Raw genomic sequence first — 17,229 nt, forward strand, 5'->3', positions numbered from 1 at the left:
TTTGACCAAACGGACAGACCGAAATTGCCAGGCTTTTCAATCTTCATCTATCCCAAATACCTCCGGACTCTCGCCCGTCCATCCCGTTTCTGATACAATACCGGTGGACCCGGCAACACGAGTCCCTGGCAAGATCGGGGATAGGTCATGGCCGAAACGGGCACAGCTCTTACGAGAGCGGATTCTACAGCCTGGAGCATTGCTTGCAATCGCGAGCCGGCTATTCGTGCACTCGCCAGCCTGCCCAAGATTACCCGCGCTGCGATGTTGAACGCGAGCGCGGAGCTGGGCCTGAGCAGGTCGCGCGTCTTTGAGCTTGTCGCCCGCTATCGCGCTGAGCCCGTTACCAGCTCCCTCGTCGATCGGCCCGAAGGTTTTCCCAAAGGGCGTCGCCGACTGGCGCCGGAGATCGACCAAGTGATCGCCTCCGAAATCGAACGGTTCTACTTGACGCGCCCCAAACCGACCCTCGCGAGATTGCAGCGCGACATCCGGCATGCCTGTTATGAACGCGGCCTTCGCGCGCCCACTCGCAAGACCATCGCCGCGCGCGTTGCCGCGATTGACCGAGAACGCCTCACCAGAACGCGCGAAGGCGCGAAGGCAGCGTCTGATCGATACCGACCCGTGATTCGATCTTACACTGCCGACTACCCGCTGCAGATCGTACAAATAGACCACACACCCGCCGATATCATCATCGTCGACGAGCATTTCCGCAAACCGCTTGGCCGACCAACGCTCACCCTCCAGATCGACATAGCGACCCGAGTCATTCCGGGCTTCTACATCTCGCTCGAGAAACCCTCAGCTACGTCTGTAGGCATGGCGATCCGCCATGCGGTCCTGCCAAAGGCAGCCTGGCTTCAAGAACGCGAGATCAATCTCGACTATCCCGTCTTTGGCATCCCCGAAACTCTGCATCTCGACAATGCCGCAGAGTTTAGGTCCAGGGCGCTCGAGCGTGGCTGTGAGCAGCATGGCATCGACCTCAAGCACCGCCCCCGGCGCACGCCGCACTACGGTGGCCACATCGAACGCTTGATCGGAACCGCGGTCGGCGCCGTGCATCTCCTACCGGGTACGACCTTCTCAAACATCCAGGCCAAAGGCGACTACGACGCGGAGGGCCAAGCCTGCATGACGCTGCGCGAGTTCGAGCGCTGGTTTACACTCGAGGTCGGCGTCTATCATGGCTCGATTCACAGCGAGCTTGGCGTTCCTCCGCTCACGGCCTGGGCTGACGGGCTCGGGAGCCGCGCTGACCCGCTCCGGCTCCCGGCTGATCCCGCTCGCTTCCTCTTCAACTTTCTCCCGTTCGAGATGCGGAAGGTCAGGCGTGAGGGTATCGAGCTGTTCCATGCATTTTACTGGCATGGCAGTTTGTCCGGCCTCCTCGCGAACTGCGATCACAAGCTCCCGATCAAGTATAATCCGCTCAACCTCTCGGCTGTCTACGTCGAGCTGTCCGATACCGAGCATTTGACGGTTCCGCTCCGTGATCGGCGGCGGCCTGCCATCACGAAGTTCGAGCACGACCTCGCGGTGCGAGCACTGCGCGAACGCGGGCGTCAGGCCGTCGACGAGCAATCGCTGTTTGACATGGTGAACGAGCAGCGGCGCATCGTCCTCGAAGCGGCCCACAAGACCAAGGCTGCGCGAAAATCCGCCCAGCGCATCGCCTATGCGCTGGAGGCTGGCCTCCCTCCTGCCACCGCAGTTCCTTCAATGGCTTTGCCGGTATCGTCCGAGCCGGAGGATAGCGCGCCTATCGTTCCATTCCAGATCGAGGAGCGACTATGACCGACCTCTACGATCATCTGTTTCCGGCATATCGCGAGCAGGCAGGGTTATCCGACGACGAACGCATCGACTGGCTGAGACGCGATCGATGGCTATCGCTGCCACAATCCGAAGCCGCGCTCGGCAGGCTCGAAGATCTGCTGACCTATCCCCCGCGCGGCCGCATGCCCTGCCTCCTGCTTTTCGGTTCCACTGGCATGGGCAAGAGCGAGATCCTCAATCGCTTCGCAGAGCTGCACGCAACCCGGTACGATAAGAATGCCGGCCTTACGATTATGCCGGTCGTCATGGTCCAGATGCCGCCACAGCCTACCGAGGAAGAGTTCTACACCGAGCTTATGCTGGCTATGAACTACTCCGAGTTCGACCATATCTCCCTGCGATCACTGCGCTCTCTGGCCCGTCGCACCCTCGGGGAATTCGGGACCAAGGTGCTGGTTCTGGACGAAATCGACAAGATGCTGGCGGGCTCGCCGCGCCAGCAGCGGATTTTTCTCAACACCATTCGCTTTCTGACCAACGACCTCAGAATTCCGATCGTGTGCGCGGGCACGGAAGATGCGCGTATCGCGATCCTCACCGATCCCAATCTCGCCGACCGCTTCGCCGCATTCGAGCTTTCACCCTGGCGCAACGATCACGCCCTGCGCCAGCTCATGGCGAGCTTCGCCGGTCTGCTCCCCTTGCGCCGCCCTTCCCTGCTCGATGAAGCTGAGGTCCGCCAGCGCGTCATCGCATTGAGTGAGGGCGTGACAGGCCGAATCTTCCGGTTGATGGAGGCTGTCGCGATCGCGGCGATCCGAAGCGGCCGCGAGATGATCGACGCCGACAGCTTCGATGATGAGCAGCTATTGCTCCCGCTCGTCTCGATGCAGGTCATCGCCAGTGCCAAGCGGGCATTGCGGCGCCGTGCGGCATGAAAATCCTTTCGCTGACGAACTGCTGACGTCCTGGCACGCGCGTCAGCGCCATTCCCGCCGAGGGCGAGCGCTACCGGAGCCAAAGGCTGTCCGAAATCGCAAGGGCGACTGGCGCCACCCGGATATTCGCCCGACAAGAGCCTGGCTCAATGGGACTGCCGACGACCTCAACGTGCCGGCGACGCGCTTAGTCGAACATAGTCTTGCGAAGCACTATCCCTACTTACCGGTCGATTTTCTGGCTTGGGAACACCCGCCGGGCTCAGCCGGTTCTACCGGGCTGATCCCGGTGCCGCGGCTGCACGTCAGTTGGTGCAGCCGGTGCCTCGCGGAAGATTTCGCATCCGACCGGCCAGCGCACGTCCGGCGTCAGTGGGTACTGGCCGCTGTGGGCTATTGCCATCGGCACCGCTGGCCGCTGGAGGATCGTTGTAATGGTTGCGGATCGCGGACATGGCGATTTGCGATGCCCGCGCGCGGTCCGCTGCGGATGATTTGCGATGCCTGCTGGCAACCGATGGAAAGAACCTCGGCCCCGGCCATTTATGCCGGGAAGGACGCCCTGCTCTGCTGGGATCATGTTATTGCGTTCGAGCAGCAATGCATAGGCGCGATAAAGGGTAGGACCCCCGACCAGTTCCGCTTCAACTTCACGTCGGCCGACCAACTCCTCAACGAGGTTCGAGGCATTTGCCGCCTCCTGACCAGGAAGCCGCCAAACGACGAATATTGGTGGTGCAGGACACGGAACATCCCGCTGAACGATTTCGCGTGCGACGCGATGACGCCCGGTTACATGGGCCTCCAATTCTATTCGAGCGACACTCTCAACCCGCTCGCCGCCGCATCGCCGCTCCTGCGCCGGCGCCTGCTTGCCGCCGCTTGCGGCATCATCGAGACCAATCCCGAGATAGGCGCCGCGCTTTTTGGTCCTGACGCACCGTCAGCGATCGAACGGTTCATTGCCAGAGCAGATCGTGGCGTGCTCGATCGCTTGCTGATGACAGACGGACACTGGTCTTCCGCCTTTATCTCTCAGATCAAAGCCGCACGAGAGCGAATGGCCCGCCGGTTCACGATCTCGAAGCTGGAAGCGGCGCATCGAGCGATACGCAACGTATTCGCCCATGCATCGACAAACGAACAAACCGAACCTCGCGATCTCGCTGGCCAAAGCTGATTCCATGTCGTTGGAAGCGGTTACTGATTGAGCCCCCGCCCTTCACCGGCTAGAACCCCATCCATGCGCATTTCGAGGCTCTTCCTGGCGAACCGGTTTTGGGCGATGTTTTGTATCGCCTTGGCCGTCGTCTTTGCTGGCGCCTCGCTTTCCACGTCTATCGACAAGATCCAGCATGCGCCGGGTGTTTCGTTCGAACACGACCATTCCTTATTCAGCGATGCTTCCATCATACAAGACCATGCCGACGATCATCACGTGCCCCAACCCGGCGACAACGATCCGTCCGACCATCTACCCGGCAGCCATCACCATCATGGCGATGGCGGCTCGGCTGTGCCGGTGACGGCCTCGGCGGATTCCGTCCAAGTCGCTTTGTCCAGCGAACTGCTCGGGCTTGCGCCGGATAACCAGACACCAGGCCTGCGCATTCCCGGCCCCGAACGACCTCCCAAGAGCCTCGCGATCCCAAGCTGAGCCGCCGCGTCATGTGAGGCGCGGCATCTGCCACGCCTGCTCGTGAGGCCGTTCTTGTCATGCTTTCCATCCTCGTTGCGCGCCGACCGGCGCGTTTGCGGCGCGCGCTTGCGATAGGCGCAGCGCTGGCCGCCCTGTCCGCGCCTTCAATCGGCGCGGCGCAGTCCCTCAGCCTGTCGGATGCGCTGTCGCGCGTCGCATCCGGCGATCCTTCCGTCGCAGCGAACGCCGCGCGGCTCCGTGCGGCCGATGCCGCCATTACCCAAGCCGATGTGCGGCCACGCGATGTCGTCGGCGTCGATGTCGAGGATTTCGCGGGCACCGGCCCCTATTCCCCGCTCGAACGATCGCAGACCACCGCCTGGTATGAGCGAACGTGGGAACGCGGCGGCAAGCGCGAAGCCCGCATCGGTGCGGCCCGCTCGGACCTGGGCATCGCTGTCGAGCGCAACCGCCTACGGATGCTCGACCTCTTGGCCCAGGTGCAAGCCGCCTGGGTCGATGCGCTGGCAGCCGAAGCAGTGATCTCTATTGCCGAACAGCGCCTCGCCGCCGCCCAGCGCGTGGAAGCGGAGACCGGCCGCCGTGTCGGGCGCGCGCTCGATCCGCTGTTCGCGGGCGAACGGGCGAGGACCGCCGTGGCGCAAGCCCGCATCGCGCTCGATCAGGCGCGGGAGACTGCGCGGATCGCCCGCGCCAGTCTCGCTGCCTTCTGGGGCGGCACGGCCGATTACAGTCTCGATCCCTCGCCGTTCGGGATCGCTACCCCCGGCGCGACGGCGGCCGAGGACAGTCCCGACCTCGCCCTGCTCGCCGCCGAGCGCGACGCTGCCGGTGCCCGCGTGCGGCTTGCGGAGACCGGCAATGCCGGCGACCCGACCGCGCGGGTTGGCGTTCGCCATTTCGGGCAAGGCAATGACGTGGCGATTATAGTTGGCGGCTCGATCCCGCTCGGCAACCGCGCCGCCAATCGCGGCAATGTCGCGCGCGCCAATGCCGAAGCTCAGGCCGCCGAAGCCGAGATCGCCGTCGCGCGGGTGCAGGTGCGGCGTGAAATCGACCGGCTGACAGCCGAACGGGCGAGCCTTGCCGCCGAGATCGTCCGGATCGAACGCGAGGTTCTGCCGAGCGCGGAGCGCGCGGTGGTGCTGGTGCGCGATGGTTTCGCGCGCGGCGGCACCGCCTTCACCTTCCTCGAAGTCAACCAGGCCCAGCAGGCCGTCGTCGATGCCCGGTCCCGCCGGGTCGAGCTGCTGCGCCGCTTCCATCTCGATGGCGCCCGGCTCGACCGGCTGACCGGTCGCCATGCCTCCCTCCTTGCCAGCGCGGAGAACCGCTGATGACACGATCCTTCCTTTTCGCGGGCTCGCTGCTCGCTCTTTCCCTGCTCGCCGGATGCGGCGAGTCCCCTGCCACCAAGGAGGCGGCCGAACCCAAGGCGGCCGCTGCCGCCGACGACTATGAACGCGGGCCGCATCGCGGGCGAATGCTGCGCGACGGCGATTTCGCGGTCGAGATCACCATCTTCGAGGATGGCGTAGATCCCGAGTTCCACGTCTATGCCTACCGGAAAGACAAGCCCATTCCGCCAGGCGAAGTCCAGCTTGCGATCGAGCTGTCGCGCCTTGGCGGCAAGGTCGATCGTTTTGCCTTCACCCCGCAGGAGGACTATCTGCGCGGCGGCGGTGTGGTGATCGAGCCTCATTCGTTCGACGTGAAGGTGCGCGCGGTCGAAGGCGGCCGCACGCACAACTGGACCTACGCCTCCTATGAGGGCCGGACGACGATTTCGGCCGAGGCGGCGCGGGCCGGAGGCGTCAAGACCGAGCGCGCGGGTTCCGCGACCGTTGCCGAGCTGATCGACATGGGCGGGCGGATCGAGATCACGCCCGAAGGCAAGGCCGATGTCCGCGCCCGGCTTCCCGGCCAGATCGTCTGGATGACCGGCAAGCTGGGCGATCGGGTCAGCCGGGGGCAGACACTCCTGCGCGTCGAGTCCAGCCATTCGCTCCAGACCTACGCGGTGCCGGCGCCGATCAGCGGCACCATCATCGAGAAGAACGCCAATGTCGGCGACACCACCGGCGACCGGGCGCTGTTCGTGGTTGCCGATCCCACGAAGCTCCATGCCGAGTTCTTCGTCTATCCCCGCGACGCCGAGCGCGTGCGCGTGGGCCAGCGGGTGAGCGTGCGAAGCCTGTCGGGCGAAGCGAAGCTCGACGCGCCCGTGGAAGCCGTGCTGCCGACCGCGGACGTCGCCAGCCAGACGATGATGGCGCATGTCCATCTGCCGCCCGAAGCGTCGCGAACCTTCCGCCCCGGCATGGGCGTCGAGGGATCGTTCGCCGTGGCCGAAGCGCAAGTGCCGCTCGCGGTCAGGACCAAGGCCATCCAGCGGTTCCGCGATTTCGAGGTGGTCTATGCCAGGGTCGGCAACACCTACGAGGTGCGGATGCTGGAGATCGGGCGGCGCACGCCTGAATGGACCGAAGTGCTCGGCGGCCTCGAACCCGGCACCGAATATGTGACCGACGGCGCTTTCCTGATCCGCGCCGACATCGACAAGTCGGGGGCCAGCCATGACCACTGAGACCGCCACCCACAAGCATACGCCCTTGCTTGAACGCCCACCTCTTCTGGAAAAGATTGTCGCCTCCGCGATCCGCTTCCGCTGGGCCGTGCTGGTCGTTGTCGCGCTGCTCTGCGGCATCGGCGTCTGGGCCTTCCAGCGCCTGCCGATCGACGCGACGCCGGACATCACCAACGTCCAGGTGCAGATCAACAGCGAAGCGACCGGCTTCTCGCCGCTCGAAGCCGAGCAGCGCGTCACCTTCCCGGTCGAGACCGCGATCGCCGGTTTGCCGGGCCTGCAATATACCCGCTCGATCTCGCGCTACGGTCTTTCCCAGGTAACGGCCGTGTTCGAGGACGGCACCAATATCTACTTTGCGCGCCAGCTCATCAACGAACGGCTCCAGACGGCGCGCGACCAGCTTCCCGATGGCGTCGCGCCCGAGATGGGGCCGATCGCCACCGGGCTGGGCGAGATCTTCATGTATACGCTGGAAGCGGCGCCGAATGCCCGCAAGCCGGATGGGAGCCGCTATACACCCGAAGATCTGCGCACGCTTCAGGATTGGGTGATCCGGCCCCAGCTCAGGAACACCCCCGGCGTCACCGAGGTCAACAGCATCGGCGGCTATGAGCGACAGTATCATGTGACGCCGCTGCCTGACCGGCTCTCGGCCTATGGGCTTACTCTCAACGATGTTGTCGAGGCATTGGGGCGCAACAACGCCAATGTCGGCGCGGGCTATGTCGAGCGCTACGGCGAGCAATATCTGGTCCGCGTGCCGGGCCAGGCGTCGGGCATCGACGATCTCAAGTCGATCATCGTAACCAATCGGGGCGGGATACCGATCCGCGTGGCCGATGTCGCCGATGTCGGCATGGGCGAAGAACTGCGCACCGGCGCGGCGACCGAGAACGGCCAGGAAGTCGTGCTCGGCACCGTGTTCATGCTGGCTGGTGAGAACAGCCGGATCGTCGCGCGCGCGGCCGCCGCGCGGCTCGAGGAAGCGGCCAGGGCGCTCCCGGCGGGCGTGAAGGCCGTGCCGATCTACGATCGCACCGATCTCGTCGAACGGGCGATCTGGACCGTCGAGAAGAACCTGCTCGAAGGTGCGCTGCTGGTGATCGTCGTCCTGTTCCTGCTGCTCGGCAATATCCGCGCGGCGCTCATCACGGCGGCGGTGATCCCGATTACCATGCTGATGACCATCACCGGCATGGTGCGCGCGGGCGTCTCGGGCAATCTCATGAGCCTGGGCGCGCTCGACTTCGGGCTGATCGTCGATGGCGCGGTCATCATCGTCGAGAACTGCCTGCGCCGGTTCGGCGAGGCACAGCACCAGCTAGGGCGGCTGCTGAAACGCGAGGAACGCTTCGCGCTCGCCGCGTCGGCGACGTCGGAGGTCATCCGGCCGTCGCTGTTCGGGATGCTCATCATCGCTCTGGTCTATGTGCCGATCTTCGCGCTCACCGGCGTCGAGGGGAAAATGTTCCACCCGATGGCGATCACCGTCGTCATGGCGCTGACCTTCGCGCTGATCCTGTCGCTGAGCTTCGTGCCGGCGGCAGTCGCGCTGTTCGTCACCGGCAAGGTTGAGGAGAAGGAAAGCCGTCTGATGGGCTGGGCGCGCAAGGTCTATGCGCCCGCGCTCGATGCCGCCCTGCGGCTCCGGGTTGCGTTCGTCGCGGGCGCGGTGGCGCTGGTCGCCATCGCGGGCTTTGCCGCGACGCGCATGGGATCGGAGTTCGTTCCCAATCTCGACGAGGGCGACATCGCGCTCCACGCCCTGCGCATCCCCGGCACAAGTCTCAGCCAGGCGATCCAGATGCAGACCACGCTCGAAGCGCGATTGAAGCGGTTCCCCGAGGTCGAGCGGATCGTCGCCAAGATCGGCACCGCCGAAGTGGCGACCGATCCGATGCCCCCTTCGGTCGCCGATACCTTTATAATGCTCAAGGATCGCAGCGAATGGCCGGACCCGCGCAAGCCCAAGGCCGAGCTGGTCCGCGAGATGCAGGAAGCCGCCGCGACCATTCCCGGCAACAATTACGAGTTCACCCAGCCGATCCAGATGCGATTCAACGAACTGCTGTCGGGCGTCCGGGCCGATGTCGCGATCAAGGTGTTCGGCGACGATCTCGATCAGTTGTTGGAGATCGGTCAGGCCGTCGAAGGCGTGGTGAGCGGCATCGAGGGCGCGCAGGATGTGAGCGTCGAGCAGGTTACGGGGCTGCCCGTCCTCCAGATCACGCCCGACCGGGCGGCGCTGGCGCGGCTCGGCCTCAACATCGGTGATATCCAGGAGGTGGTGGCGGTCTCGATCGGCGGCCGGGAGGCCGGGCGGATATTCGAGGGCGACCGGCGCTTCCCGGTGATCGTGCGATTGCCCGAGGACATCAGGAGCAAGGCCGACGAGATCGGGCGCTTGCGGATTCCGCTGGCAGGCAATGGCGCCAACCCGCGCGGGTTCGTGCCGCTCGCCGATGTCGCCAAGGTCGAGGTGGTGATCGGACCCAACCAGATCAGCCGCGAGGACGGCAAGCGCCGCGTCGTCGTGACCGCCAACGTGCGCGGGCGCGATCTCGGCTCGTTCATCGAGGAGCTTCAGCAAAAGGTGGACGCCGAGGTCGAAGTCCCCTCCGGCTATTGGGTGAGCTATGGCGGTACGTTCGAGCAATTGATCTCGGCGGCCGAGCGGCTGCGCCTGGTGGTGCCCGCCGCGCTGCTGCTGATCTTCGGCTTGCTCTACGGCCTGTTCCGATCCGCCAGGGATTCCGCCATCGTCTTCTCCGGCGTGCCGCTGGCGCTGACCGGCGGCGTGGCGGCGCTGCTGATCCGGGGTATGCCGCTCTCGATCTCGGCGGGTGTCGGGTTCATCGCGCTCTCGGGCGTGGCGGTCCTGAACGGCGTGGTGATGCTAAGCTTCATCCGGCAGCTCCGCGCCAGTGGCAACGGCCTTGAGGATGCGATCCGCGAAGGCGCCCTCACCAGGCTGAGACCCGTGCTGATGACCGCGCTGGTGGCAAGCCTCGGGTTCGTGCCGATGGCGTTCAACGTCGGCGCGGGCGCGGAAGTGCAGCGGCCGCTCGCAACAGTTGTGATCGGCGGCATCATCTCCTCGACACTGCTGACGCTGCTGGTCCTGCCCGCGCTCTATCGCCTCGTGCATGGCCGCAGGGCCGAACCCGAAACGCGAACGCCGCCGGACATGGCGCCCGCCATAAACTGACCCATGCCGCTCCCATGCGTCGATCGCGCATGGGAGCGGACAGTCTGAGGAATTGCCCATGCTCTCGGTTCTCGCCAATCGCACCTACCGCCACCTGTTCCTGGCGCAGATAATCGCGCTGGTCGGCACCGGCCTCGCCACGGTCGCGCTCGGCCTGCTCGCCTATGACATCGCCGGGGCCGATGCGGGGGCCGTGCTCGGCACGGCGATGGCGATCAAGATGATCGCCTATATCGGCGTCGCCCCGGCCGTCGGCGCCTATGCGAGCCGCTTGCCGCGCCGCAGCTTCCTTGTCGCGATGGACGTGATCCGTGGGCTGGTCGCGCTGGCGCTGCCGTTCGTCGATCAGGTCTGGCAGGTCTATTTCCTGATCTTCGTGCTGCAATCAGCCTCGGCCGGATTCACGCCCACCTTCCAGGCCACCATTCCTGAGGTGCTGCCCGACGAGAAGGACTATACTAGCGCATTGTCGCTCTCGCGCCTCGCTTACGACATGGAAAGCCTGACCAGCCCGATGCTCGCCGCCGCGCTGCTGACGGTGATGAACTTCCACTGGCTGTTTTCGGGCACCGCGATCGGCTTTGCCTGCTCGGCGCTGCTGGTCCTGACGACGGTTCTGCCGCGTGCTGCCGCCGCCAAGCCAAAAGGCGGCATCTACGACAACACCACGCGCGGCGCCCGGCTCTATCTCAAGACGCCCCGGCTGCGCGGGCTGCTGGCGGTGACGCTCGCCGCCGCCGCCGCGAGCGCGATGGTGATCGTCAATACGCCGGTGCTGGTGCAGGCGGCGCTCGGGTTGGGGCAACGGGAGGTGGCGATCACGCTCGCCGCGTTCGGCGGCGGCTCGATGTTGGCCGCGCTGCTGCTGCCGCGCCTGCTCGACAAGCTGCCCGACCGCACGGTGATGCTTGCGGCGGCCTCGGCAATGACCATCGCGCTGGCCGCGCTGGCTCTCTCATGGCGCGGTCATGCCTCGCCCGGCTATTGGAGCGTCATTCTCGCGGGGTGGGCGGTGCTCGGCATTGCCTATTCGGCGAGCATCACGCCGGGCGGCCGCCTGTTACGACGATCGTCGGGCGAAGCGGATCGGCCCGCCCTGTTCGCCGCGCAGTTCGCGCTCAGCCATGTGTGCTGGCTCGTCGCCTATCCGCTGGCTGGCCAGACCGGCGCGCAGGGTGGCATGGGCCTGGCGTTCGCGGTCGCCGCCGCGCTGTCGCTGATCGGCGTGGGACTAGCGTTCCTGATCTGGCCAAAGGAGGATGCCGACGTGGTGGAGCACGATCACGCCGCCCTTCCGCCCGACCATCCCCATCTCGCCGAAGGCCATCCGCAGGGTCGCGCGGCCCATATATTCGTGATCGACGAACTGCATCCGCACTGGCCGATCCGATAGGATCGCGGAGTCGGAAAAGCGGACGCCGGGGGATGGCCCCGGCGTCCTTGCAGGGTCAAGGCTGGCGGAAGTCGCCCAAGACGAACTGGCCGCCTGCCGTCAGCACGACATGGAACAGCTTGCGCGCCGCATTCGGTTCGGCTTCGTTGCGAAAGGTCACGATCGTCTGGCGCTGACCCTGGCTGGTGCGCTCGCGCGTGCCGGCAACGGTCGCCTTCGACCAGCTCGCCGGCAGCTTCGCCTGGCTGATGAGCCGCACCACATTGTCGCGGGCGGTCTGCTGGGGGGTGCGCGCCTCATGCTCCTCGTCGTCATGGTCGGGATGGGCGAGCGCCGGGGCAGCATGGAGCGCGAAGGCGGCAAGAGCGATAAGAGCAATACGCATGGAAATATCCTTTTCAGATTGGAAATGAGGTTCAGGGAAGCGCGGCGAACTTCTCGAAGTCGCCGGTTGCGGTCACGGTGATGGTGACGGGCTGGTCGGTGCGGTTCTTCCAATACCAGCCATGCGTGCCGTCGAAGGGCGCGCGGAACTTGCCCGATGCGCCAGCCGAGCTGCCTTTCTCATAGCTCGTATAGTCGTCGCTCGCAGCGCCTGCCGGCTCGCCGTGCAGCTCGAAACGGACCTCCGCGCCATCCGTGGCCCAGCGATAGTCGAACTCGCCGCCCGCCTTCATGGTCGCCTTGACCTCACGGCCTTCATTGGGAGCGAGCGTCAGCTTCACCTCGACGGGTTCCCCGGCCTTCAGCGCGGGCGCCGGGGATGCGGCGGGCGCTGCGGCCACGGGCGTCGCCGGGACGGCATGGCTTGCGGCTTCCGCCCGCTTGACCTTGCCCATCTCGGTCAGCCCGAGCAAGCGGCCGACGCCGGTGGGATCGACGCCATATTCGGCCGGAAGCACGGTCGTCACGAGAATGACGGCGGCGGCTCCGAGAGCGATCAGGGTCGCGCGGTTGAGCTGGCGCAGGCTCGGCAACTCCCCGATGCCGGGTTGCGGAACTTGGTTCATGATGCGGCTCCTTCCAGAGCAAAGCCCGCGAGCTGATAGCCGGTGAGCACGAAGCCCGCGGTCATCAGCACGACGTTGGCGGTGAAGGCATGGGCCGAAAAGCTGCGCGTGCGCCGCCAGTAGCCCATGACGATAAGGATGGCGGCGAGCGCGAGGATCTGCCCGATCTCGACGCCGACATTGAACGAGAGGAGATTGACGATCAGCCCATCCGGGGACAGCGAGAAGTCTTGTAGCTTGGTCGCAAGGCCGAAGCCGTGGAACAGGCCGAAGATCAGCACCGCCGCCTTGGTATTGGGCTGGACGCCGAACCATCGCTGGAACGCGCCGAGGTTGTCGAGCGCCTTGTAAACGACCGACAGGCCGATGATCGCATCGACCAGATAGGCGCTGACATTCGTGCCCATGAGGGCGCCCGCGATCAGCGTCGTCGAGTGACCGATCGCGAACAGCGTCACATAGGCGGCGATGTCCTTCATCCGGTAGAGGAAGAAGATCACGCCGAACAGGAACAGCAGATGGTCGTAGCCCGTCACCATATGCTTGGCGCCGAGATAGAGGAACGCGCCGATCTGTGGCCCGCTCGTCTGTTCGATATAGCCCTGATCGCCCTCGGCGACGCCGTGCGCGAAAGCCGCGCCAGCGAAGGAAAAGGCCATCAGGGCAAGGAGGACCGTGCGGCAAATCGCCGGAGGTCTGGCCCGTAAGGAATTCATGACATGACTTTCCTGAGCGCCGGACGGGCAAGCGGCCCGCCAGGCACATGCCTGGAGAAACGGCGCGAAACAAACCCGCACCGCGTTCACGCGGCGGCTGCCGCATCAGGCTCAGGCGGCGGGTGGCTCGAGCAGCGGCGCGAGAACGGCCGATGGCAGTTGCGGTTGGTTGTGCGGCCAGTGTCGGGGCGCTCGGTCAAGCCTCGTCGCCGGGACCGGCGCCGCATACGCGAGCCGGTCGACGAGCAGATGAACATGGGCGCTGGTCCCGTCCGATTCATGATCGGTATCGGGCGCATCGCTAGGGCTATGGCCATGCCCGGCATGATGATGTTCGGCCGTGAGCGCGTGATCGTGGCTGATCGACGCGATCGGACCGCCGTGGGAGAAAGCCAGCGTCAGCACGAACAGCAAGGAAAGTAGCCGGACGATCAACATAGCAAGGTCGAGAGGCCTTTCCTTCCAAAGTGTTCTTAAGCCCGAATCCTGCGAACTTCGCAATTCCTGACCGCGCTTATCTGCGAATTATTCGCAAAAAGGAAGCTCTGGATCAATCCTGGAGCAATTGCAGCTTCTGCGCTTGCCCAATCACCCGCCGCACGCCCTCGGGCGACCATGCCAATCCGCCGCGCGGCGTTGGCTCACGCAGATCTCGGGTCAGCCAGGACGCAATGTCCCGTAACGAGGAATCCGGATGCGTTTTCAGGCGATCGGCGACAAGCCGCGCGACCCGCGTATCAGGCGGCAGGCGCGGTGCCTGGTCAAGGATGATTGCATCGGCATAGCCGGCCTTTACCAGGGCTCGGCACGCTTTCACCAGAGTTCGCTCGCTGAACGAGCGCACGGGTGGCGTGATGGCGCGGATTTGCCGTAGGACTAGTGCCCAAGGCAGATGCGGCCGCAATCTGGCAACCGTCGGCAACCAGCGGTGCCGATCGTCGATCAACTCATTGAGATAGCGTTCCTTGAGGCTGTAGCGGATATCGGCGATCGCCGCCGGATCGCGTGCGCGCATCTTCGGGTTTCCAGGTTTAGCTCCTCGTGCAACGGCCGCCTTAAGACCGGCGCGGGTCCGCTCGCGGATCAGCGCACGCTCGAACTCCGCGAAGGCGCCGAGCATTTGCGTCATCAGCATGCCCTGCGCGCTCGATGTATCGATCGGATCGTTGATCGAGCGAAAATAGGCGCCCTTCCCCCTCAGGGTCTCCACGATCTCGAGCAGATGCGAAAGCGATCGTGCCAAACGGTCGATCCGAACCACCAGCAACGTATCGCCATGCCCGACGCGTGCGAGCGCACGCGCGAGGTTCGGACGATCGCGGCTGCCCCCGCTCGCCTTGTCCTCGAGGATCACCGTGCAGCCTTCGGCGCGCAGCGCACTGAGCTGGATGGCCGTGTCCTGCTCGTCGGTCGAGACCCGCGCGTAGCCGATCAAAGCCATTTGTCACATTCCATATAACGGGGTCAAACGACCGGTTGTCCCCGTACGATAGAGTTTTGAGCAAGTGGCGGCTAGTCTTGATCGCCATGAACGCGCGCCGGTGATCCAAGGAGAGAATGTTGCGCGCCGCGCCAGCGCCTATACTCGTGAGGGATTGAGCCCCCTCCCCACTCAAAGGTTCAAAAGCGCCCCAATCCGCGACTTTCCGGCGCTTTGCCAATGCCAGTCCAGTGGTTTGGTATCGGAGTCCGGAGGTTTGGGGTCAGCCTGACGCGCTACATCGCGGGAAACGCTGGAGTCCGGTCGTATAGGGAAACCGACAATTGCTGCGGCGTCTTACACGATCGGTGCGCAGCCCACCAGTGTTGATAACGACCTATTATCACCACTGTATATCTCGGCACGATTTACTTAGATGCCTCTTCGGTTTACTGTTGGCTATGCCCGCACCTTCCTCGCCGGCCCGCTTCGGCCCCACTTACAGCCCGCGGATGGTTGCAAGCGTAGCGTCGTGTACAGCGGCAATTTCGCGCCTCGATGCCCGCATTTGCGTCAGTTCAGCCGCATCCGCCTGGGCGCGCCGAGCTGCTTGGTCGGGCTATGCGCGGGCGCTCCACCTGCAGGCGGCGGAGATCGACGAAATCGACGTATTTTCCTGGGGCTGCGGCATCCATATTCCAGAACGGCCGCGGCGCGCGACCAACGTGGATGTATTCGACGGCTTCCCGGCGTGGGCGCAGGCGCTGCGCGAGCCTGATCGGCTCGCCTGGCGTGACAAACTGCCGGTAGCTGTAACGGAACCGCATTTTGTCACGGAGCACCCTGCCCTCGTCCGGGCCCTCGAGCGTGTTCGCCAGCATGCCCGCATCGACGCGACCATCGAGCCATGGCTAGGCCTGGCCTTCGCGCTGCGCGATTACGATCTGACGACGACGCCGCTGCCTTGCCTCGCGGGAGGGGCCAAGGCGCTGCGCCTCAAACGCATGCCAGCGGACCATGACTGGCAAGCGGCCGTTCGCTCGGTTGAAGCGGCCGCCATTGCCGGGCTTGATCGCCTCGATCGACTCGAAAGGCTTTATCGGGATGCGCAGCGCAAGATTATGGCCGAGTATCGGCCAGGCATGCTTCCCGCCCTTGCTGCGCTAAGCTGCCATCATCCGGTGCTTTCGCCGCAATCGGTGGCTGGCGCGCTCGGCTTGACTCTTGCTGGCGCGAGCAAGCTCCTAGCACGAGCCGCCTCGGCCAAGCTTCTCGTCGAGATTACGCGGCGGCGTTCCTGGCGCATCTTCGTTGCCGCAGATCTAGCTGTCGACTTTGGCTTTGTGGCGCCCAAACGCGGCCGACCTCCAAAGGAGCCCCCTCCCCTGCCCCCACGCCGGGACCTGGCCGAGGCGTTTGTCGCCTTCGACCAGGAGATGGAGCGCATAGACGCGCTTCTTGCGAGCCGCTGACCTCCACTCCGGTCGCATTGGCTAGCGCTTCCGGAGTCGCAGTCCGCCGGTTTTGCTCAAGGTTCAAGCAGGCTGCGGATCGATTCCAGAACCTCGTCGGTCGAAGCACCCGAGCGTGGCAGTACCTTCAAGGACAGGCCGCCGCGGCTGCCCCGCGTATAGCGCAACATCGCCTTCCCGTTCCTCGCCTTAAGCTCCACTTCCGCGCCACCCTTTTGCTTTGGGGCGACAGTCGCGCGCACGAGCCGTTTGGCGACCTCGGCGCCCGGCAGTTTGGCTCCGAGATCGGCTCGCTCGCTCTCGATCAGCCGCGCCTCTGCCTCCATCAACGGCAACATCTTCGCGTCAACTGAGAGCGGCTTAACGTCGCGGGCAATCCGCACGGTGATATCGTGAGGATCGCTGAAGGCGGCTACGATGGACTGCGGCAGGCGCGCCACGTCGAGCAGCCGGCTGAGCCACGAGCGAGATATTTTGAGGTGCTCTGCCATTTCGGCCTGCGAGCCATTGTAGAACTCCGCCAGGGCACGTGAATATTCCTTCGCCCGCTCCCAATCGGAGATGTCTTTGCGGGAACGATTCTCGATGTCCGAGACCCGGAATGCTTCCTCGTCGGAAACCGACTGGATCGTGATGAGGTAGTCATATTCAGGATGGTGATGCTCACGAAGCCACTTGACCGTCCACCAGCGCCGCACCCCGGCGATGATTTCAAAATCGAAGTCAGGATCGCCTTGCAGCCTCCTGACGATTGCCGGAATGCGCTGCTTCTTCGCCGAGAGAAAAGCGTCAATGAGATCGCGACAGGTCTCTTCATTGAGATGGTCGAGATCGCGATTATGAAGTCGCCACGGCCGGCACCTCGCAGGATCGACCCACTCGGTACGGTCTGTCACCACCTTGCCCGATGCGATGCGGGCCAAGGCCTGGCTGCGGCTCGCCATAATGCCTTCGGCCGGCGCAGCGGTGTCGACGTCGGTTGCCTCGTCGAGACCCTCAGTAAGACTGCTGCCGAAGCCTCTGTTACCCTTGGACAT

15 protein-coding genes and 1 pseudogene are annotated in these 17,229 nt (G+C 64.7%); 10 read left to right on the top strand and 6 right to left on the bottom strand.

Annotated elements, in window-relative coordinates; genetic code table 11:
• Positions 1–147 precede the first annotated feature (147 nt).
• The 9 genes and pseudogenes from CG471_RS13430 (at position 148) to CG471_RS13465 (ending at position 11,574) form a co-directional block, all read left to right on the top strand.
• On the top strand, positions 148–1,803 hold the full coding sequence (locus tag CG471_RS13430; protein WP_046765589.1) for a Mu transposase C-terminal domain-containing protein: 1,656 nt from the start codon (positions 148–150) through the stop codon (positions 1,801–1,803).
• Complete coding sequence (locus CG471_RS13435; protein ID WP_016744740.1) at positions 1,800–2,723, top strand: TniB family NTP-binding protein; 924 nt, start codon at positions 1,800–1,802, stop codon at positions 2,721–2,723. The genes CG471_RS13430 and CG471_RS13435 overlap by 4 nt, the downstream gene beginning before the upstream one ends.
• Positions 2,644–3,132 (top strand): annotated as a pseudogene (locus CG471_RS31800) (TniQ family protein); the annotation flags it as partial. The gene CG471_RS13435 and the pseudogene CG471_RS31800, both read left to right, overlap by 80 nt.
• Positions 3,133–3,189: 57 nt before the next feature.
• The gene (locus CG471_RS31335) at positions 3,190–3,903 is read left to right on the top strand and encodes a hypothetical protein (RefSeq protein ID WP_029548570.1); all 714 of its coding nucleotides are present in this window, start codon (positions 3,190–3,192) and stop codon (positions 3,901–3,903) included.
• A 63-nt stretch (positions 3,904–3,966) separates the two neighbouring features.
• Positions 3,967–4,380 (top strand): hypothetical protein, encoded by a 414-nt coding sequence (locus CG471_RS13445; protein WP_020372088.1) that lies wholly within the window; start codon positions 3,967–3,969, stop codon positions 4,378–4,380.
• A 59-nt stretch (positions 4,381–4,439) separates the two neighbouring features.
• The gene (locus CG471_RS13450; RefSeq protein ID WP_029548569.1) at positions 4,440–5,720 is read left to right on the top strand and encodes a TolC family protein; all 1,281 of its coding nucleotides are present in this window, start codon (positions 4,440–4,442) and stop codon (positions 5,718–5,720) included.
• A complete protein-coding gene (locus tag CG471_RS13455; RefSeq protein ID WP_016744737.1) occupies positions 5,720–6,970 on the top strand; it encodes an efflux RND transporter periplasmic adaptor subunit in 1,251 nt (416 codons plus the stop codon). The genes CG471_RS13450 and CG471_RS13455 overlap by 1 nt, the downstream gene beginning before the upstream one ends.
• Positions 6,960–10,181: an efflux RND transporter permease subunit gene (locus tag CG471_RS13460; protein WP_016744736.1), complete on the top strand. Its 3,222-nt coding sequence runs from the start codon at positions 6,960–6,962 to the stop codon at positions 10,179–10,181. Before CG471_RS13455 ends, CG471_RS13460 begins: the two co-directional genes overlap by 11 nt.
• A 58-nt stretch (positions 10,182–10,239) precedes the next feature.
• The gene (locus CG471_RS13465) at positions 10,240–11,574 is read left to right on the top strand and encodes an MFS transporter (RefSeq protein ID WP_099232176.1); all 1,335 of its coding nucleotides are present in this window, start codon (positions 10,240–10,242) and stop codon (positions 11,572–11,574) included.
• Positions 11,575–11,629: 55 nt separating this feature from the next.
• On the opposite strand, the gene CG471_RS13470 is transcribed toward CG471_RS13465, so the two are convergent.
• The 5 genes from CG471_RS13470 to CG471_RS13490 form a co-directional block, all read right to left on the bottom strand.
• On the bottom strand, positions 11,630–11,959 hold the full coding sequence (locus tag CG471_RS13470; RefSeq protein ID WP_016744734.1) for a DUF6488 family protein: 330 nt from the start codon (positions 11,957–11,959) through the stop codon (positions 11,630–11,632).
• A 31-nt stretch (positions 11,960–11,990) separates the two neighbouring features.
• Positions 11,991–12,584 carry a hypothetical protein gene (locus CG471_RS13475; protein ID WP_029548568.1) on the bottom strand — a complete coding sequence of 198 codons (594 nt, stop codon included), beginning with the start codon at positions 12,582–12,584 and terminating at the stop codon, positions 11,991–11,993.
• A complete protein-coding gene (locus CG471_RS13480; protein WP_373562053.1) occupies positions 12,581–13,300 on the bottom strand; it encodes a HupE/UreJ family protein in 720 nt (239 codons plus the stop codon). Before CG471_RS13480 ends, CG471_RS13475 begins: the two co-directional genes overlap by 4 nt.
• A 111-nt stretch (positions 13,301–13,411) precedes the next feature.
• Complete coding sequence (locus CG471_RS13485) at positions 13,412–13,714, bottom strand: hypothetical protein (protein WP_016744731.1); 303 nt, start codon at positions 13,712–13,714, stop codon at positions 13,412–13,414.
• Positions 13,715–13,850: 136 nt separating this feature from the next.
• Positions 13,851–14,741, bottom strand: coding sequence for a recombinase family protein (locus CG471_RS13490; RefSeq protein ID WP_016744730.1), 891 nt, complete (start codon positions 14,739–14,741; stop codon positions 13,851–13,853).
• Positions 14,742–15,064: 323 nt separating this feature from the next.
• Between CG471_RS13490 and CG471_RS13495 the strand changes: the two genes are divergently transcribed.
• Positions 15,065–16,192 (top strand): hypothetical protein, encoded by a 1,128-nt coding sequence (locus CG471_RS13495; protein WP_257211534.1) that lies wholly within the window; start codon positions 15,065–15,067, stop codon positions 16,190–16,192.
• A 56-nt stretch (positions 16,193–16,248) separates the two neighbouring features.
• Here CG471_RS13495 and CG471_RS13500 read toward each other — a convergent pair whose 3' ends face one another.
• Positions 16,249–17,229: a ParB/RepB/Spo0J family partition protein gene (locus tag CG471_RS13500; RefSeq protein WP_069336930.1), complete on the bottom strand. Its 981-nt coding sequence runs from the start codon at positions 17,227–17,229 to the stop codon at positions 16,249–16,251.

The organism is Sphingobium sp. IP1 (genome assembly GCF_002708645.1).
Taxonomy (GTDB): domain Bacteria; phylum Pseudomonadota; class Alphaproteobacteria; order Sphingomonadales; family Sphingomonadaceae; genus Sphingobium; species Sphingobium yanoikuyae.